Source organism: Barnesiella sp. (assembly GCF_022723415.1).
GTDB classification, from domain to species: Bacteria; Bacteroidota; Bacteroidia; order Bacteroidales; family Barnesiellaceae; genus Barnesiella; species Barnesiella intestinihominis.
In genome coordinates, this window is sequence record NZ_JAIJHU010000010.1 from 36329 (window position 1) to 53462 (window position 17134).

Below are 17134 nucleotides of genomic sequence, written 5' to 3' on the forward strand. Positions count from 1 at the left end.
GGAAAATTATTTGTGTTTGTTTATTTTATAATCGATTACCAACAATCCTATTTCACCGCCGGTGGCAGTAAACAGACATTTGTTTTTAGAGAGCGGTACGAGTGTACTGATGAGCGAATTACCCACTTTGTGTTTCCAGAGTACTTTGCCTGTGTGGGCATCCAACCCGAACATCAATCCGTTTTTGGTACTGCCGAAAACAACACCCTCTTTTTCAACCGGCATGGACGGGGCGTGCTCATATCCGAATCCGACATTCGAAGCCCATATTTTTTCAGGGAAGTCGGTAGTGGCAGAGTAACATACGACACTGTCGTTCATGGTTTTACTGTAAATTCTCCGTTTGTCTTCCGACAGGCCGACGGTCTCACGTACCATCGATTCTTTGGTTCTCCATACGGTTTTTCCGGTAGAAGCATCGATAGCTGTCAATGCTCTTTCGGGGTCGGCGATAAATACTTTTCCATTTGCCGCCACGGGCCAAACGGCCGCTGCCGAATAGAATCTACCCGGTTTCCCTTCGTGCCATTTCCAAACTTCTTTTCCTGTTTTCTTATCGAGGGCATAGAGGTTTTTATCCCATGCTCCGAATATCACGAGATTGTCGTAAACGAGGGGTTTGGTTTCTATGTAGCCTTCTACGCCGTCGTAACTCCAAACGACAGTTCCCGATTTGATGTCGATTGCGCGAAATTTGTGGTCGCTGCCTCCGATGTAGGCTATTCCGTTTCGTATGGTAACGGCTCCCAATACGGGTGCTTCGGTGTTTATTTTCCACAACAGTCGGCCGTCGGATGCATTCAGACCGTATATATTCATGTCGGCAGAGCCGAATACGACGACGTTTTTATCGGCGGCAGGTGTCCCTATGATACGCATATCCGATTTGAAACTCCACAGTTTTCGGCCGTCGGTGGCCGAATAACAGGAAACGGCCCCGGAGTCATCGCCTACGTAAACTTTTTTATCCCAATAGGCAGGTGAGGAGAATATTTCATATCCGCTTCTGACGAGCCATTGCTCCGAAACTTGCGGGAACTCTTTGTTAACCGAGTAATCAGGACGAGGATAACCGGCATTGCTTTTGGGATAATTCATTCCGGTCATGGAGTATGCTCCTTTACGGGTAGGAACATTACCTATTTTATGCTCGTAAATGAAAATAGAATCAGGGGTGACTTCACACAGAGAGTATCCGCCTGTTTTCTCTTTGGCTCGTAGGTTCGACCGGCACAGAATACCGGGGATACCATCGTATTCCAGTTGCATATATTTGTGGTAATGTCCGCCCATGACGAGTCGGATATTGTAGGGGCGTATGGCATCGGTAACGTCGTACCAGTTATCTACATCGCCCGGTTGTAGGGGGTAGTGAGTGATAAAGATTACGGGCTTTTCTTTACCGGCTTTGTCCAATTCCGTTTTGATCCAGTCGATGTCCTGAGGCGCCACGTGACCATCGGCCATTCGTATGATGGGGCCTGAATTTACTCCCATGAATAAGATACCGTCATGTTCGAATTTGAATCTTTCGCTTCCGAATACCCTTGCGAAATCGGTTACTCCCGATTCACTCCATTTCGTTTCATGATTACCGGGAATGATATGGTATTCGACATTCAGTCGGTCGAGTAGCGATTTGACCACTTCCATCGATTTGCGATCTCCTATATTGGTGATGTCGCCCGATACAATGACAAATTCAATGCCCGGAGTATCGTTGATTTGGTTTACCGACCGGGCTAAATCGTTGTAAGGGATAGAATCTCCGGCGGTAATGTGTATATCGGTGAGAAATGCGAATTTGAAATTGGCGGCTCTACTACCGATAATGACAAGCAATAAAAGCGAGAGAGAAAGATAAATTCTTTTCATAACTTATTGATGGGTTATTGTTTGGTCGAAAGATGATAGAATGGCATTCATCAGCTCATTCCTTTGTTTTTCCGTTTTGATGGTTTCGAACGGGTATCCTAAAATGCATGTGTTATAACGCTGTCCCCGATAGAAGATTCCGGCGCCGATGTTGTTTTCCCCGTATCGTTGTATGGTATAACTTCCTTTTCCGAAAGGTTCTATCCCGTCGGGCGATTCTACCGCATAACAATTTTCGTTGAGCGTATTGTGGTATTCGACATGGAGCGTGTCGAATGCAGGGAACGGCGAAGCTGCGGGTTTCACCTGTCCGCTGACCGAGGCTTGTCCTGTTCTCCAAGTATAGTGCAAGATTTCATTGGCAAATCGTTTGTCGGTTTCATTCACATCTCCGTTGTCCCATAAATCGGTAGCGACGTAGGCTCCTGAGACGAAGATGTTTCCTCCGTTTTCACAATAGTCGGCAATGATCGTTTGCAGGGATTCGGGGAATGTTTTAAATGCTCTGTCGGTGACGCCTCTGCCTATTTTCACTTGTTTTTCTTTCCCGAGAATGAGGTCGACGATACGATAATCGTTCAAGGCGACGAGTTGGTCGGTCACAGCTTCGTCGCTTGCCGATAGGAAAGAATATCCGGCATTCGTTATGGCTCGGCCGTGTATATATGGATAGTCGAATGTGTTCCCGGCGATGACGCGGGTTTCGTAGTCGGCACGACTGGCTCCAAATCCGGGAGCATCATCGTCTATCCACGGGATATTTCGTCGAAACTCATATTGTTCGCCGATGAAACTGATGTCGTAGAGGTAAGGCACTCCGAAGTCCTTGCGTGTGTCGAAGCCTGCCATGAGGGTGTCTATTTCGAAGCTGTCGGGTGCACTTATCCGGTCGAAGCCGTTAATAACCATGACCGTGCCTTTTTCTTGCGAGCAGCGACAAAGCGACACCGTTTCGGAAGGGAAACTTTCTCCTCCCGAATTTACGGCTGTGACTTTGAAGCTATAAATCGAATCGGGTATTATACCTTTCGTGTATGAAGTGTCCGATACGAGTGTGCCACTGTCGAACGCTCCGTTTCCGATTCGGGTGTAGACGATATATTTTTCGGGAGTGGCTGTCGGTTCCAACGGATCTTCGACGGCACGCCATGTCAGTTTTATTTCGTGCGTCCCGATGAACTCCGTTCTCAGATGATTTACCGGCAGGGGTTGTACCTGATATTCATAGTCGTTTTGTTTGGCGATAAATTTTAGAATACCCTTGTATATGGCTCTGGAAACCAAAAATCTGAATCGTGGGTCGAGCCCGTAACGCATGTCGGCGAAATTTTGGTGAGACAGCAATTCGAGGAGCATGGTGGGGATTTCGGGTACACGGGCTTCGAAATAGGATTTGTTCCACATGCCCCGGCGGTTCCACTCCGGTTCATAAGTCTCTCGTATGTCATCGGCGATTTGTGTCAATACGACATCGGTGAGATAACGAGAAACTTGTCTGGGAGTATTTTTCCCATAGGTCTTTCTCCCTTTTCCGGTAAAATAAATTCCTAAGCTCCCGATTATCGAGTCGTTTTTGGTTGTGCCCGCATCGGAATGGAAAGCGAAAGCGAGGTCTAAGGGAACGTTCAATCCTGAACTGTCGGGCAGTATGTCCGAACCTCCTGCCAGATAATTGACCCATTCTCCCCGGCATTTGTAATCGTCGGTATAGTCGTTTTTCCCTTGACTGGGGGAATAGACTTTTTCGGGGAATCCCGCCCATTGTAGCCAATAGCGGGCGGCTTCGGTGAAACGGGGATAACCGCTTGTCGCATAGGAATAGTTTATAGATGAATTTCCCGGATTCTCGTCGATGTGCGAATTGTCTACTCGTCGGGCGATATTGCCATATCCGCCTCCTATTTTCACCGCATCGGCCGTGACTGTTTTTCCATTTTTTCGGGAAAGATTGCTGAGTTCTACATGGGCGTTTTCACCTTTGGCGAAATCGAAATGTCCTAAATATATCCATGTGCCGCCGCCCATACTTTGATTGACTTTGAACTGTGTTTTTCCGCCTTTGTGATATACGGTGTATAAAGCGTCGTCGGTGCTGTTTTTGACTGTGCGGTAGGCGATATAAACTGCATATTTCCCGGTTTGGGGTATCGGAGCATACCAATGGGCCTGTATCTCTTTCCGAGGATCGGTTGTGGTTTTTGTTTGTCTGAAACTTCCGTCGTCGAACGGGTTTCGAGTGCCGGTATAGACCGAGACTGTATGGGCGAATCCTGTGCCGCCGTTCTCCCATTTTACCTTTTCGGTTCCTGTTTCGAAATAAGTATCGGCATTGTCGTTGTCTGCAATGAGTTCGTGCCGGTTCGTATCTCGTTCACGAGGAGAAAATACATAGGCTCCTGCATTTTGAAGCATGGGGGTTAGGAACGGCATGACGAAACTTTGGGTGTACAGATCCTCCACGGTTTCGAAAATTCGGGCACGTTGCCATTCCCATCGGTTCAAGGATTGTTCGAAATAGTATCCATGACTTTGCCATAGAGCGATATGTCTGTTGAGTAAACCTTTTGTAGGAAGGTAGTGACATTTTATCGGGCTGACGATCGGCCGCTCGCAATGAATTTCGAATCTTTTGCGATTGTCGGCGAAAGGAATCAATTCGCTTATTTCATATCCATCGGTGAGAATGAAAAGTTTTTTCTTTTTCAGGTCCGGGGGTAAAATAGAACGTATGGTGTCATAGGCTCGTTTAACGAGCTCCTTTCTGAATGGAAGATAAGAAAATTCATCGTTCATTTGAACGACAAGTTTGTTCCCCTTTTCTAAAAGAAGCGTATCTAATTTTATTTCACCGATGGCTAAGTGTTCGGGTTTTAGAGAAACAAGTGCTTCTTCGACAGTCGTTCTTAGGTCGCTATGCGTTTGTGAATGGATTGATAGTGAGCCTAATAAGAAAATTATAAATGATAAAATATATCGGTTCTCTTTCATGTTTTTCGAATGGATAAACTTCGGTTCCTGTTTTTTTGTCAATCTATTTCTCTTTGTTAGAACTTTTTACAGCGTTATTTTAGGTGCTAAAAGTTCATGAGTAGATACCTTTCTATTATGGTTCATACAAATATAATATATGTTTTTGATTCGAGAACATATATTTAGTATTTTTTAATATGAATTCATCTCTCTTTTTTACAAGAAAAAAATATGCAGAATCTGTCGATACGATCCTGCATATGAGTATAAATCGAAATAATGAGATATCTTTACCCGTAGATCGAGTGATATTCGATGAGTCCCTGCATAGGGCTTTTTTCTGTTTTTTCTATATTCAATCCGAAATCCTTAGCTACCAAATCGAGAATATCGGCGTAGGTATAGGCCAAATTACCCATGAAATAAACCGGATATGATTTATAGTCATATTGGATAATGTTTCTCTGGAAGAATCTCATCAATTCTTCATAGACTAAATTGAAAGCATATTTGTTGTCCAGATGGTCTTTCAAGAAATAGGAGAAAGTAGAAAGCGAACGGTTGGGGAAAGGGTGGTTATATATGGAGTCCATAATCTCGTCCGGAGTAACTTTGAATTTTTCATGAAAAGCATCGCAGAGATCCTTTGGAGTAAGGTTCTTTAAGTAGTCACTTAAAAAACGTCGTCCCATAGCAGCCCCACTGCCTTCGTCTCCTAAGATATATCCGGCGGAACGTACGTTTTTAATGATACGTTCTCCGTCGTATAGACAAGAATTCGAACCGGTCCCCAAGATACAGGCTATTCCCGGTTTGTCGATTAGCAAACCTCTGGCGGCAGCCAATAAATCGCTTTCCGCCGAAATGGGTGTTTTGAATTGTGCTACTAACGAGGCTTCGAGAATGTTTTTCTTATCCAGATTGGCACATCCGGCGCCATAAAAATAGACCCGTTCCCATCGTTTCTTAAAAAAAGTTTCCGGTAAATTGAGACGGATACTGTGGCTTATTTCCCTTCTCGTTTGGAAAAAGGGATTTATTCCTTCCGTAAAACTTCTTTCCAAAACATTTTTTCCATCGACGAGAACCCATTCTGTTGTCGTGGAACCACTTTCTGCTATAACTTTCATAAATAAAAAATCTTGATAGATGTGCTTTCTGGCATCATTCAACTCTTTATAAAGATAAAACAGACGGCCGTAATGAAAATTAATTTTCGTATCGGCGAGTGTCGTTTATCTTTTATGAGAATAGTGCCGTTCGAAAGTAGAAACAATGTTAGCATCGATTTTACTGAGGCACAACCTATTTCTGCATCTTATGCAAAGATAAAATATCTTTCTTCATTTTCCAAATAGAATACTTATTTTACTGTAAAGTATCAAAATTCTGTTAAAAATAGTACGATAAAAATACGGACGGTAAAGTACAAAGCAGATCGTTTATACTTTATCGCCCGTATATTCTTAATCCTTTGTCAATGTACAATCAAAACCGGATAACAGAACTCTTTTCCTTCGGTCTGTATTTTCAACAAGTACGTTCCCGAGGGAATGTTCGAGGTATCTATCGTTGTTTCTGAACCGGTAGCGATACAGCTTCCCGATAGGCTGTACAGGGTCCACCGTTGTACGGAGGTGTCAGACTGAATTTTTAGTATATCGGAAGCCGGATTCGGATAAACATTTATGGCTTTCGATGTAGCGATAAAGTGAATGTCCGAGGAGGTATATACCAGCATATTGTCTAAGAAGAAACTACCCGATTCGGAGAAGAACGGTTTTGTTCTCGTTATCTTTATACCGCTTATGCGATAGTCCTTTCCCGGATTCAGCTGGTCCAAACGGGTTTCCCGGAATTGCCAGCCTCTGAAATCGACATTCGTCAATAAAATCTCTTGTGTATCGTTTCCAGAGGATAGTTGCAGCCATATTTCGTCGCAAGAAAGATCGCCGTAAATGTGCATACCGATAGTTTGGGTATTGTCGACCACAGTGGAACTTCCGAATGTATCGTCTGTCGTGAATACAACGTGAGCTTCGTCTGCATTGAATGTGTATGTGAAATTGTAAGATGCGCTACCGAACAGTTTTTGAGCGGTAGAGCGAATCGCTTTTGCAGTGGTTGTCCCGATACTTTGGGTTGCATCGAATGTAATCATGTCGGGAGTTTCGAATTCCTCGACGGCTGTTTCGGAGCGGCTTACATCTCCGGCGGTAAAATTGATTTCGATGGGGTCTACGATCGCTATATTTTCCACATCGTGCAACGAGGCATCTATTTTCAATTTATAATTTTGTCCTTGTTTCAAATCGGCAGCTGTGGTAAAATAATAGTTCCCGTAGGAGTCTCCTAACTGGTTGTATTTGGCAGAACGCAAGTTGATGCTGACATCGTTTCCTTCACTATCCTGTAATTTGATGAGGTCTCGAATATTGACAGGGTCGAGAACATTATCGAATCTTACTTCGATCGTCGGTTTCGGATAGTGTAGTACCGCTCCTTCCGAGGGGCTGGCTGCCAATAGTTTCAATTGGTTTCTTCCCTGCGTTAAGAACGTGAAGGAAAAATCTTCGGCCATAGACATATTACCCGGGTGTTTTGCACTTTTATCGAGTTTTACGGTATATAGGGTAGCTACCTCGTAAGGACGAGTGGGGGTAAATACCATTCGGTACTGTGAATCTTCGAATGTAATGTTCCCTTCTACGGGAGGGTCGATCGAGAAAGCCTTTTGTACAGATTCCGTGTCCATATCCCAATTGAAATTCAAGACAATGGGAGTCGTACAGTTGATGCTGTCAGTTTCGTTTTCCATGACAGGGCTGTAAGAGGTGACTTCCGGTGCTGTATTTCTCACTCTGTCCATAGCCACATTGGTATAGCTTATTGTATTGGCTGTCACTGTTACATCGATTGTCCGATCGTAATGGTCTTCCGCTGCGATTTTTAGCTGGTAATTACCCGGAGCGAGGTTTTTAAACATGTATACGCCGTTGTATAGGTTATCCGTCGTATAGGTTATATTGTTCGGCAACAGGGTTACTGTGGCTCCACATAATGGCACTTGCTTGTCTCTTCCGTGTTGTACGTACGATTCGGTACGGGTCATGCGACTATCATAAATAACACCGGCGATATTTCCCGTTGTGAATCCTTCTGTGTCGAAGTATTCCATGACAGCTTTGGTGAAATGCCATGCTTCCATCCATTTGTAGTCCATGTTGAGCAAACGATATGTTTCGGGCACATAGTCGTGATAAGAACCTTCTGAAAGAAACCCGGTGACGGTTAATTTTCGGAGGACTCCCAATCCTGCATTGTTCCAGTCGGGATAGAAGTCAAAATCGCCCACGACATACTCTTCCGTTTGAGTCCAATAGGTTACTTGGTTTTCGATAAGGTGCTTGAACAGTATCTTTGCCGCTACCTTGTCCTCGGGCTTTACCGGATTTTCGGTATATCCTCTGAACAACATCATCGGGAAATTATCCCGGCGGCTCGTGCCGGTCGCATTGCTGTGTATGGAGAAAAACAGATCGGCCTCCCATTCGCTGGCTTCCCGCCCGATGGTTTCGAGTCCTCGGTCGTCTTCCGTCCGATTTAATACGCGAGACATCGCTACGGTAGCTCCCTGCTCTTGTAGCAGTTCTCTTAACATCAATCCTTTGTGCAGATTCGACGAGGATTCCCAAAAACCGAGTGTGTCGCCTTGTGCATACGGATATACGGCTACATTGCGGTCGTCCGAGTCATAACCGCCGTGACCCGGATTGATGTAAATTTTAAGTCCGGTCATATCTTTGGCTTGCAAGCCTAAACAGCCCAAGAAGGCAATGATAATGATATAATATTTTTTCATGGCGATGAGGTTATTTCGTTACATTCAATTCCAACATAAAAAGTTTTCCTTCGACCGTGCTGTACACTATTCTGCCTGCTTCGGCCGAGGCCGACGGATTCATACCCATTTCGGACGGAGATGTTAAATCATGTACCTGTTTACTGTTGCAGTCTAACAATACGATTTTCGACGAAGTAAATTGGTGACCGTCGTCGGTCGCTTTCATGGCTGCAACGAAATCGTTGCCATACCACGTAGGGGATTCGTAGTCGCCCAGTTCGGCAAGTATGTTACCCTGCATATCGAGTACAACGGTTCCTACGCCTATGGCATAAGTCACGATTTTGGATCCGTCGGGCGATACGGCTGTCCACAAATAACTTTCCACTTTGTCGCCGTAAGGACGTAATATGCGGGTGCTTTTACCGTCGCACACGATTATTTTTCCCTCTTTGATGATGGAATAGACATAGTTCCCGCTTATTTGAGAGCCTGTACTTTTCATAAGTTTATTGTCGGCCACTACTTCCATACCGCCTGAGATGGCGACCGGACGTTTCAAATCGCGGGTTGGGGCGATAAGTTGTTTTTCGGCTTTCTCGATCAAGTTATATTCTTTCAAAGATCGGTGAACACGTCCGTTTATGATGCTTTGCGGCCGATAATACACCGTTGAACCGTCGGTGCTGAAAATCGGGTCGAACCCGGCTCCCTCGGCAGTAGTGATAATCTGGGTTTTCCCTGATGCAAAATCGTATGATTTTAAGCCGGAAAAATTTTCAGAGGTATATACGATTCGATTCCCGTCGGGACTAAGTATCGGATAGAAGGCCGATTGTCCGACCGAAGGGGTTATCTCGTAATGTTTGGTAACTTTTACATTCTGTCCCGATAGCGATGCGATACATGCTAGCAGGATTATGGTTAAATTTACTCTCATGGATTATAATGAATTAAGTTATTGAATAACGATTTTGCATACATGGGTCCCTAGCTCATTTTGCACGTTCACGATGTATACACCCGGCTGTTGGTCGCCGATGTTTACGATTCCTGTTTCGTCGAGTAGTTGTTCCAGTATCAATGCCCCCACTCGGTCGTATATGCGTATCGACGAACCGGGAACGATGTTCTCTCCCTGTAAGAAGAGGGTATTGCCCGTTATCGGATTCGGGTAGACGACCATGTTTTTGTTACCGGCCACCGTCTCGTCTATTCCGCTTTCTATGCCGTTATAGACCAGAGAGAACTCTTTGATATGTATCTTATAGGCTTGTCCGCTATTCGTTCCGGTCGTGTTGATATAGAATTTGATATAATTCAGAGAGACGGGAAATCCTCCTCTGTTGTTTTCTCCGGTGATGTCGGATAGAGGAATGCTGATGAGATAATCTTCATTGACTGTTATTCCTTCGTATTCGAGATACTGCTCTTTGTCGCCATTGGCTTTGCAGGCTATTTGTATTTTCGACACGGGTATCTCGCTATTGATTAGCATGCGCAAGGTATCGGGAATACTGTAAAGGGTAATCGCTTTGTCCATTTCTACGTATGGGAGTCGTCCGGTTTTGTAAGTGAATCCCAATATGGCCTGATTGTTCCCCGAAGGAGTAACGGCGGCATCGGTGATGGAGCTGATGGATTTTGTAGTCCAGCCATAAAAATCGTCGGCCGGGATTTTGGGGGATTCTGGTATTTCGACGGTTACCTTCATGTTCCCGGAGAAGTTGCCTATGCTGCCGGTAATGTTCGTCGTTCCGTTTTTTATTCCGGTCAATATTCCGTTTTCAATTTTGCAGACAGTCGGGTCTTCAATACTCCAAGACAATGACGAAGGATCGTATGTGAACGTGTTTTCGCCGATATGAGAAATGACTTCGAGAGAGTAGGGGTGAGCCTTGTCGGCTATGATTTCACTGTTCTTCATGACGATATCCGCTTCTTTTACAGTTACCTTTATTTTTCCTGTCGCTGTTCCCGAAGTGACGTGAAGGTAACCCGAAGTCGCATTCGGCGAGGCATAGAATTTTTTTCCGTCCGAAGAAATGGTTCCTAACGAGGCATCGCAACTTAATGTAAATTCTTGTACATCAGTATCGATCAATACGCCGTATGAGTTGTATCCCAGAATAGTCGGCTCGAAACAAGAGTAGGAAGGAACTTCCAAATTGTAATTATCGAAAGCAAGGCTGTTCAACGTGTTGTCTTCGGGAGCGTTGGTGAAGATCATGAATCCGTTCGATACCGGACGTTCCTTTCCGTCGGCCGGGTTGTTGACGAGCTTGCCTCTCAACATCATCTGAGCCGATCCTCCGGCATCCATGTTGGCCACGTTCCAAGCTCCCGCTTGTTTCAATATGTAACACATCGTCGCCGTGTTTGTCCCTACCGAAGTGCTCGACTTGTAATCGATAACGATCAGATAGAGCGTCTTTCCGTCTTGCGACATGCCTATACCCGAGCGCGAATAGGTTTGCGAGTTATATGCTTCGTTTTCGTTTCGGGGAGTCAATTTCCCTTCCCTCATGACGAGAGCGTTACCGGTGAGCATTTGCTCGGCTATGGGAATCAGATTGTCGGTGCGGGTAGTAAGTTTTGTATTTATCTTTACTTTATCGCCGACATTCATTTGGTTTAGAAACTCTGCACCTGTTCCGTTTCCCGAAAGAGCATATTCACCCTCTTCGAGTTCGGTTCCGCCTTTGCTTTGCACGATACGGGTTACGACGCATTCCACGTCCTTGTTAAGCCCCCACGATGCTCCCTCGACGGGTTTGATGAGTACATCGGTTCCATCGATGTCGCTGGTCGTTTGTCCGGTAAAGTGGTTGTAAAGTACAATTTCGTTTTCATTGCGGATACGGTTCACTTCGGCGATGGCGAAACTTTCGTTGGCGGCGTTTATGACTTTCGCCTCGAAATTCATGTCGTCGATCCACATTTTTTTGTCTTGGTCGAGAACGACGAATCCTATCTCCTGCAATTTCTCTATTTCGTCTCCTCGTCCGGCTCGGTTCCAGCCATTCGGTTCAGTGGCTATTTCTCCGTTCACTATACAACCGCTGTGCGGTTGTCCCAGCAGGCGGTCGTCCATATTTTGTCCTGAAACAATCCAGAAGTTACCGTTTATCGATCCGATGGATTGATGTTCGGGAGTGGACAATCGGGTATATGCCGAGGTCATGGCCTCGGTACTTCCGGCATGGTTTTTCCCGATGAAAGCATCCACATCGTTATACGGATTGTTCAGATCGATAGTCATGGTATAGACGTCCAGTGGATATTCGGGCATGTGCATACGCACATATTGAACGCCCGGCCCTACCGTACGGCATTCCAGCGTGTCTACCTGTTTCTCCACGCCTGCGATGTTTATGGTTGCTTCGGCACTTAATCCGCATAGAGCAGATAAGGCGAAAACGAATAGTTCCTTTTTCATGATTTTGTGAATAAGTGATTTATTTGATAATCAGTTTGGCGACATCGCTTTTACCGTCTTTGTTGATGTTCAGCAGATAGTTGCCGGGTTGCAGGCTCGAAATGGGTATGGCTATGATTCCGCTTTCGCATTTCCCGTAATTTTTCGAGACGAGCAGTTTCCCGTTCAAGTCGTACATTTGTACCGATATTTCGGCCGGTTCTTCGATTTGCAGATATACGTCTGTCTCACCGGCTTTAACCGGATTAGGAAAAACTCGTAACGCGGATGCCAATGCAATGTTTGGGACGCTCAAAGTGACTTTGTCGTATACCAAATCGAAATTTTTGATGCGAATCTTATATTTTTGTCCTGCGGTCTGTGAGGAGGCATCCAAGAAAAATTTAAGATATTGGAACTGTACGGGGTAATTGCCGAGGTCTTCTTTATCGTCCAAGAAGTCGTTCATGGCGACTTCGTAGGTGAAGTCTTCGTTGGGGTTCACTGCGGGCCATTCCATGATTTGCGAGGTCGACATAAGTCCGCCTTTCATCGACATGGTTATTTTGGAACATTTGGTGTCGCCTGTGTTGAGCGTTATTCTGAATGTATCGGGGATACTGTAAAAGCTGAAAGTTTTAGCCATTTGTATGTAAGGCTGTCTGCCGCTTTTGTATGTGTATTCGAGGTTTGTTTCTCCATTCGCATGGGGTGTCAGAGCCACGTCGTTTATCGCCGAGATACTTGTGAGTTCCCAGCCGGAGGTGAACTGGTCGGCCTGTTGAATATGAGTTTGCGGTATTTCTACTTTTACCTTCAAAGAGCCGGTAAAATCATCGAGTTTTCCAGTTACAGTCGTTACGCCGTTTTTCAGACCCGATAAAACGCCGTTCGATATACCGCATATTTCCGGGTCGGCGACCTCCCATTGAGGGGTCGACGGATTCAGTACGAATTCTTTGTCGTCGATTGTAGCCGATATTTCGATGGGATACTCTTCGTATCCGTCCAAAATTACGGAGTCGAGACGCATGGCGAAATCGGTTTCTTGTATGGTTACATCTTTTGTCACCGATATGCCGTTGTAGGTTGCCGTGATGGTTCCGTGTCCCGGGTTACCGTAAGCTACGAATGCATTGCTCTCGTCTATGTAACCTATTTCGGGAGAACAGGAAAGCGTATAATCCTTGAAGTCGGGGTTTACGATCAATCCGTATTGGTTGTATGCCGTCACTTGGGGGATAAACCGACAGTAGGAGGGAAGTATATAGTGAATCGGCTCGAATTCCAACCGGGCGGTAACATCGTCGATCGGCGCTTTTGAAATGACTAGTACGCCGTTACCGACAGCTCGTTCCTTATTATCGGAAGGTCGATTGACTATTTGTTGGTTGATAACCATTGCCGAGGATCCTCCGCCGTCGAGATTGACAGCATCGTATGCGCCTATGGCAAGGAACAGATCGCCTAATACACTGAGGGTTGCCCCTGCCGAGTATCCTGCCCGACGGCCGTCTACTACCATAAGATAGACTTTGGTTTTATCCTGCGAAATACCCATGCATGTTCTGGGGTGTTCTTCGTCCCATACGTCGGCCGGGACTCCGTTTTTTAATATGATGTGGTCGCTTCCGCCCATTTGTTCCTTGAAGTCGGTCAGCAAACCCGGAGTCGAGGCAAGATCTGTACCTAAAAAGACAGTCAGTTCGTCGCCGGCCGAGAGGCTTTTCAAAAAGGTTTCGGCTGTGCCTACTCCGTATAAGACCGCTCTTTGTTCGGGAATAGGCGATATGCCCGGATTGGCGAAAACCGAATCGACAACGCACACGATGTTTTTGTTCGCTCCGAAAAACAATTCGCCCTCTTTGGCATGCAGCATGACCTTCGTTCCGCCGGTGGTGGCGTGAGTTTCCGTACCGTAGGCGTTGGTGTATAGCAGCATGAAGTTGGGGGCGGTTTCTGTTTCCCATTCCAGACGTTGCATGTTTACGGCGTGTAACCGATGGCTGTTATCGCCGGAACGTACGGTTCCGGCGAAGTTTACACGGTCGATGTAAGGAACCCGATCGGGAGTGAGGACGAATGAGGCGCGCCCTACCGGATTCGTCACGCATTCGCCCCGACGGTATTGCCCGCTGCGGGGAATTCCTATTTCGATGGGGTCTTGAAATTGATAGAAATCGCCGTTCGTCGCACCGAGGACTTCGTGCCCCGGACGGTTGTTGCGAGCCGACATGCTCGACGGAGTCTCCGTTGCGACGGCTTTGTCTCCGCTAAGGCAAGTCTCGATGTCTACGTATGGGTTGGTAAGGTCCACTTCCATGACATGGAATTTAAGCGGATAGGCGGGTATATCGTAAAAGGCATATTTCGTGCCGGGACCTATATCGTGCGAGTGTACGATGGTATCTACCGCATAGGTTTTGCCTCCGATGGTTATTCCCGAAGCATAAATAAAGAGAGACAATACCCCGGAAAGAAGGAAGCTGAATATCTTTTTCATGACTTTTTTATATTGATTTTTTTACTTGACAATGATTTTCACGCTATCGGCGATTCCGTTACGATATATTTTCAGTAGGTAAGTCCCGCTCGCCAAATTACCTATCGGCAGGGTAATTTCTCCCGCCGGTGTTTGTCCCATTTCTACTCGGTTTAGAAGCTGCCCGCCGAGGTTGTACAATTCACAGTTTACATCGGCATTTTGGGGTAAAACGAAATGTATTTGAGATTCGCCTGCTTCGACAGGGTTGGGGTAAACCCGCAGCAAGGAAGCTATTTCGGGATTCGATACGTTTACCGTGATACCGTCATAAATGAGCGAAAATTCTTTGAGTGCGATAGTATATGGGTTCCCTACCGTTTGAGACGAACCGAGGATAAATAATTTCAGACTTTGGAATTTCACGGGATATAACGACATGTCGCGGTAGTTTTCGAAATATCCGTTCATGGGAATCGAGATAACATGGTCGGTATTTTGGGGTATATTTTCGAATTCGGTCAATGTGGAAGTACTCGATGCATTGTTTTTCATCGACAGTGCTATTTTACTCACTTGGGTCGCTCCGGTGTTGAGCGTGATTCGCATGGAGTCGGGGAGACTGTACAGGTAAATGTCTTTGGCGATTTGCAGATAGGGAGCGCGGCCTGAACTGAATGTATATCGCAATTCTGTTCCCTGTGCTGTCGGTACGATCGATATGTCTTTCAATGCCGAGTTGGTGATGTCCCATGACGAGGCATCCGAGAAATCGTCTATCGCTCTGTTGCGCCTGTCGGGAATTTGTACGGTTACCGATAGCGTGTCGGTAAAGTCGTCTTGACGGCAATATATATCGGTCTTACCGTTCGCGATGCCCTTTAAAAGTCCCTCAGTGACAGTACATATCGTCGGGTCTTGAACGGTCCATGAAAATGCATCGGGAGAAATGAGCATACTCTCTCCGTTAACGATGGCTGTTACTTCGATGGGATATTCATAAAGCCCGTCGTTGATGACCGAATCGAGTCGAAGCGTAAGACCTTGCGGCTCGTTGATGACTATATCGATGGAGGTTTCTATGCCATTGTAAGTCGCATATAGTTTTCCTTTGCCGTCACCCGAAGCTACGAATGTGTCGGTCCCTTTTATATATCCCAGAGACTCGTCGCAACGCAATGTAACGCCTTGTAAATCGGTATCTATCAGATACCCGTATTGGTTGTATCCCATGAAATGGGGGGTGAATATGCCGTTTTTGGGGAGAGAGTAGTAGGCCGAAGTGCATAAGATTTCGGCTACGGTATTGTCGTCCGGGGCATTCGATACCACGAAAATACCGTTGCTGACAGCGCGTTCGTGTCCGTCGCTGGGACTGTTCACCTGTCCGTATTTTTCGATATACATACCGCTTGATCCGCCGCCGTCGAGATTCATGGCATTGGCGGCTCCGGCGAATTTCATCATGTCGGCCATTTGTTTGGTCGTAGCGCCATCGGAATATCCGCCTTGACGTCCGTCGACTACCAGCATGTACACTTTGCTACGGTCTGCCGAGTAACCGATTGCCGTTCTCGGGTGGAGCTCTGCCCAATCGGTTTCGAGAACTTCTCCGTTTTCCAATATTTTACGGTCCCCGCCTACCATGCAATTAATGTCGGGGTAACTGCCGTCTTCGAGTTGGAGCATTATTTTTATTTCCAGTTCATCGCCGGGTTGCAAGGTTTGCAAAAAGTCGGCAGACGTTCCATGCCCCGATAATACGGCTCCGTTCTCGGCGATAGCCATGTTTCCGGCAGCCGAACCTGTACCTGCCACTTTCAGCTTCACGGTCTTGTTCAGCCCCCATTTCTCTCCGTCTGCGAGACTTACCGGTATTTCATATCCGTAAGCATTGGTATGAGTATAATTCCCGACATAACGGTTGTAGAGTACTAATTGATCGGTACTTCGGCTTCCGTTTACGTTGTGTATGGTATATGTGGTTTCGTTATGGGTGAGTTCACCGGCATAAGTGACGAACGAGATGAAGCATTCGTCGTTTGTCGTGAAAGATGTTTGAGGGCCCGAAGATACGGGAACTTTCGCCAATTGGCCTTCTACCGCACATCCGTGTACCGGAGTTCCGATAGCTCCCGAAGTAGCGAAAAAGTCGGCATTCGTACCGGCGAAATAACGGCTGCCTTCTTTGCTTTTTCGGGCGGCCATGTTGGTAATGCCTTCGCACGTAACCAACGAATCCCGACCCAAGACCGATTGGAAGGAGAGATAAGGATTGGTAGCGTCGATTTCCAAATAAAAGGCTCTCATGTCTTTGGGACCATAGAAATGAATGGCGGTGTAATAGGTTCCGGGACCTACTTTGTAATGAGAGAGGGTATCGGCCGTGTAGGTGCTGCCACCGATGACTGCCGGGCCTTTGGCACTGAGCAGTATGGGTAAACAAGCAAAAATTGCGAAAAGTGTAAAAATCTTTTTCATAGGGGCAACCGTTTAATACAAATGGATTGGTTTAGAAATGTTTTAATCGATATAGATAGAATGA

General features: G+C 46.0%; 8 protein-coding genes. All 8 read right to left on the bottom strand.

What is annotated here, in order from left to right:
• Positions 1–6: 6 nt before the first annotated feature.
• The 8 genes from QVD32_RS03650 to QVD32_RS03685 all read right to left on the bottom strand — a co-directional run bounded on the left by QVD32_RS03650 (position 7) and on the right by QVD32_RS03685 (position 17070).
• Complete coding sequence (locus QVD32_RS03650) at positions 7–1875, bottom strand: outer membrane protein assembly factor BamB family protein (protein WP_021891822.1); 1869 nt, start codon at positions 1873–1875, stop codon at positions 7–9.
• A 3-nt stretch (positions 1876–1878) separates the two neighbouring features.
• Positions 1879–4863 carry a golvesin C-terminal-like domain-containing protein gene (locus tag QVD32_RS03655; RefSeq protein ID WP_021891821.1) on the bottom strand — a complete coding sequence of 995 codons (2985 nt, stop codon included), beginning with the start codon at positions 4861–4863 and terminating at the stop codon, positions 1879–1881.
• 272 nt (positions 4864–5135) lie between these two features.
• A complete protein-coding gene (locus QVD32_RS03660; protein ID WP_008861345.1) occupies positions 5136–5975 on the bottom strand; it encodes a hypothetical protein in 840 nt (279 codons plus the stop codon).
• Positions 5976–6322: 347 nt separating this feature from the next.
• The gene (locus QVD32_RS03665; RefSeq protein WP_021891820.1) at positions 6323–8707 is read right to left on the bottom strand and encodes an Ig-like domain-containing protein; all 2385 of its coding nucleotides are present in this window, start codon (positions 8705–8707) and stop codon (positions 6323–6325) included.
• A 10-nt stretch (positions 8708–8717) separates the two neighbouring features.
• The gene (locus QVD32_RS03670) at positions 8718–9629 is read right to left on the bottom strand and encodes a TolB family protein (protein WP_021891819.1); all 912 of its coding nucleotides are present in this window, start codon (positions 9627–9629) and stop codon (positions 8718–8720) included.
• Between the two features lie 18 nt (positions 9630–9647).
• The gene (locus QVD32_RS03675) at positions 9648–12128 is read right to left on the bottom strand and encodes a phosphodiester glycosidase family protein (protein WP_021891818.1); all 2481 of its coding nucleotides are present in this window, start codon (positions 12126–12128) and stop codon (positions 9648–9650) included.
• Between the two features lie 19 nt (positions 12129–12147).
• Complete coding sequence (locus QVD32_RS03680) at positions 12148–14610, bottom strand: phosphodiester glycosidase family protein (RefSeq protein WP_021891817.1); 2463 nt, start codon at positions 14608–14610, stop codon at positions 12148–12150.
• A 21-nt stretch (positions 14611–14631) separates the two neighbouring features.
• Positions 14632–17070 carry a phosphodiester glycosidase family protein gene (locus tag QVD32_RS03685; protein WP_287710147.1) on the bottom strand — a complete coding sequence of 813 codons (2439 nt, stop codon included), beginning with the start codon at positions 17068–17070 and terminating at the stop codon, positions 14632–14634.
• Positions 17071–17134 lie beyond the last annotated feature (64 nt).

Excerpts from the sequence above, each read along its gene's own strand:
- QVD32_RS03650 (WP_021891822.1), bottom strand. The coding sequence starts at position 1,875 with ATGAAAAGAATTTATCTTTCTCTCTCGCTTTTATTGCTTGTCATTATC.
- QVD32_RS03655 (WP_021891821.1), bottom strand. The coding sequence starts at position 4,863 with ATGAAAGAGAACCGATATATTTTATCATTTATAATTTTCTTATTAGGC.
- QVD32_RS03660 (WP_008861345.1), bottom strand. The coding sequence starts at position 5,975 with ATGAAAGTTATAGCAGAAAGTGGTTCCACGACAACAGAATGGGTTCTC.
- QVD32_RS03665 (WP_021891820.1), bottom strand. The coding sequence starts at position 8,707 with ATGAAAAAATATTATATCATTATCATTGCCTTCTTGGGCTGTTTAGGC.
- QVD32_RS03670 (WP_021891819.1), bottom strand. The coding sequence starts at position 9,629 with ATGAGAGTAAATTTAACCATAATCCTGCTAGCATGTATCGCATCGCTA.
- QVD32_RS03675 (WP_021891818.1), bottom strand. The coding sequence starts at position 12,128 with ATGAAAAAGGAACTATTCGTTTTCGCCTTATCTGCTCTATGCGGATTA.
- QVD32_RS03680 (WP_021891817.1), bottom strand. The coding sequence starts at position 14,610 with ATGAAAAAGATATTCAGCTTCCTTCTTTCCGGGGTATTGTCTCTCTTT.
- QVD32_RS03685 (WP_287710147.1), bottom strand. The coding sequence starts at position 17,070 with ATGAAAAAGATTTTTACACTTTTCGCAATTTTTGCTTGTTTACCCATA.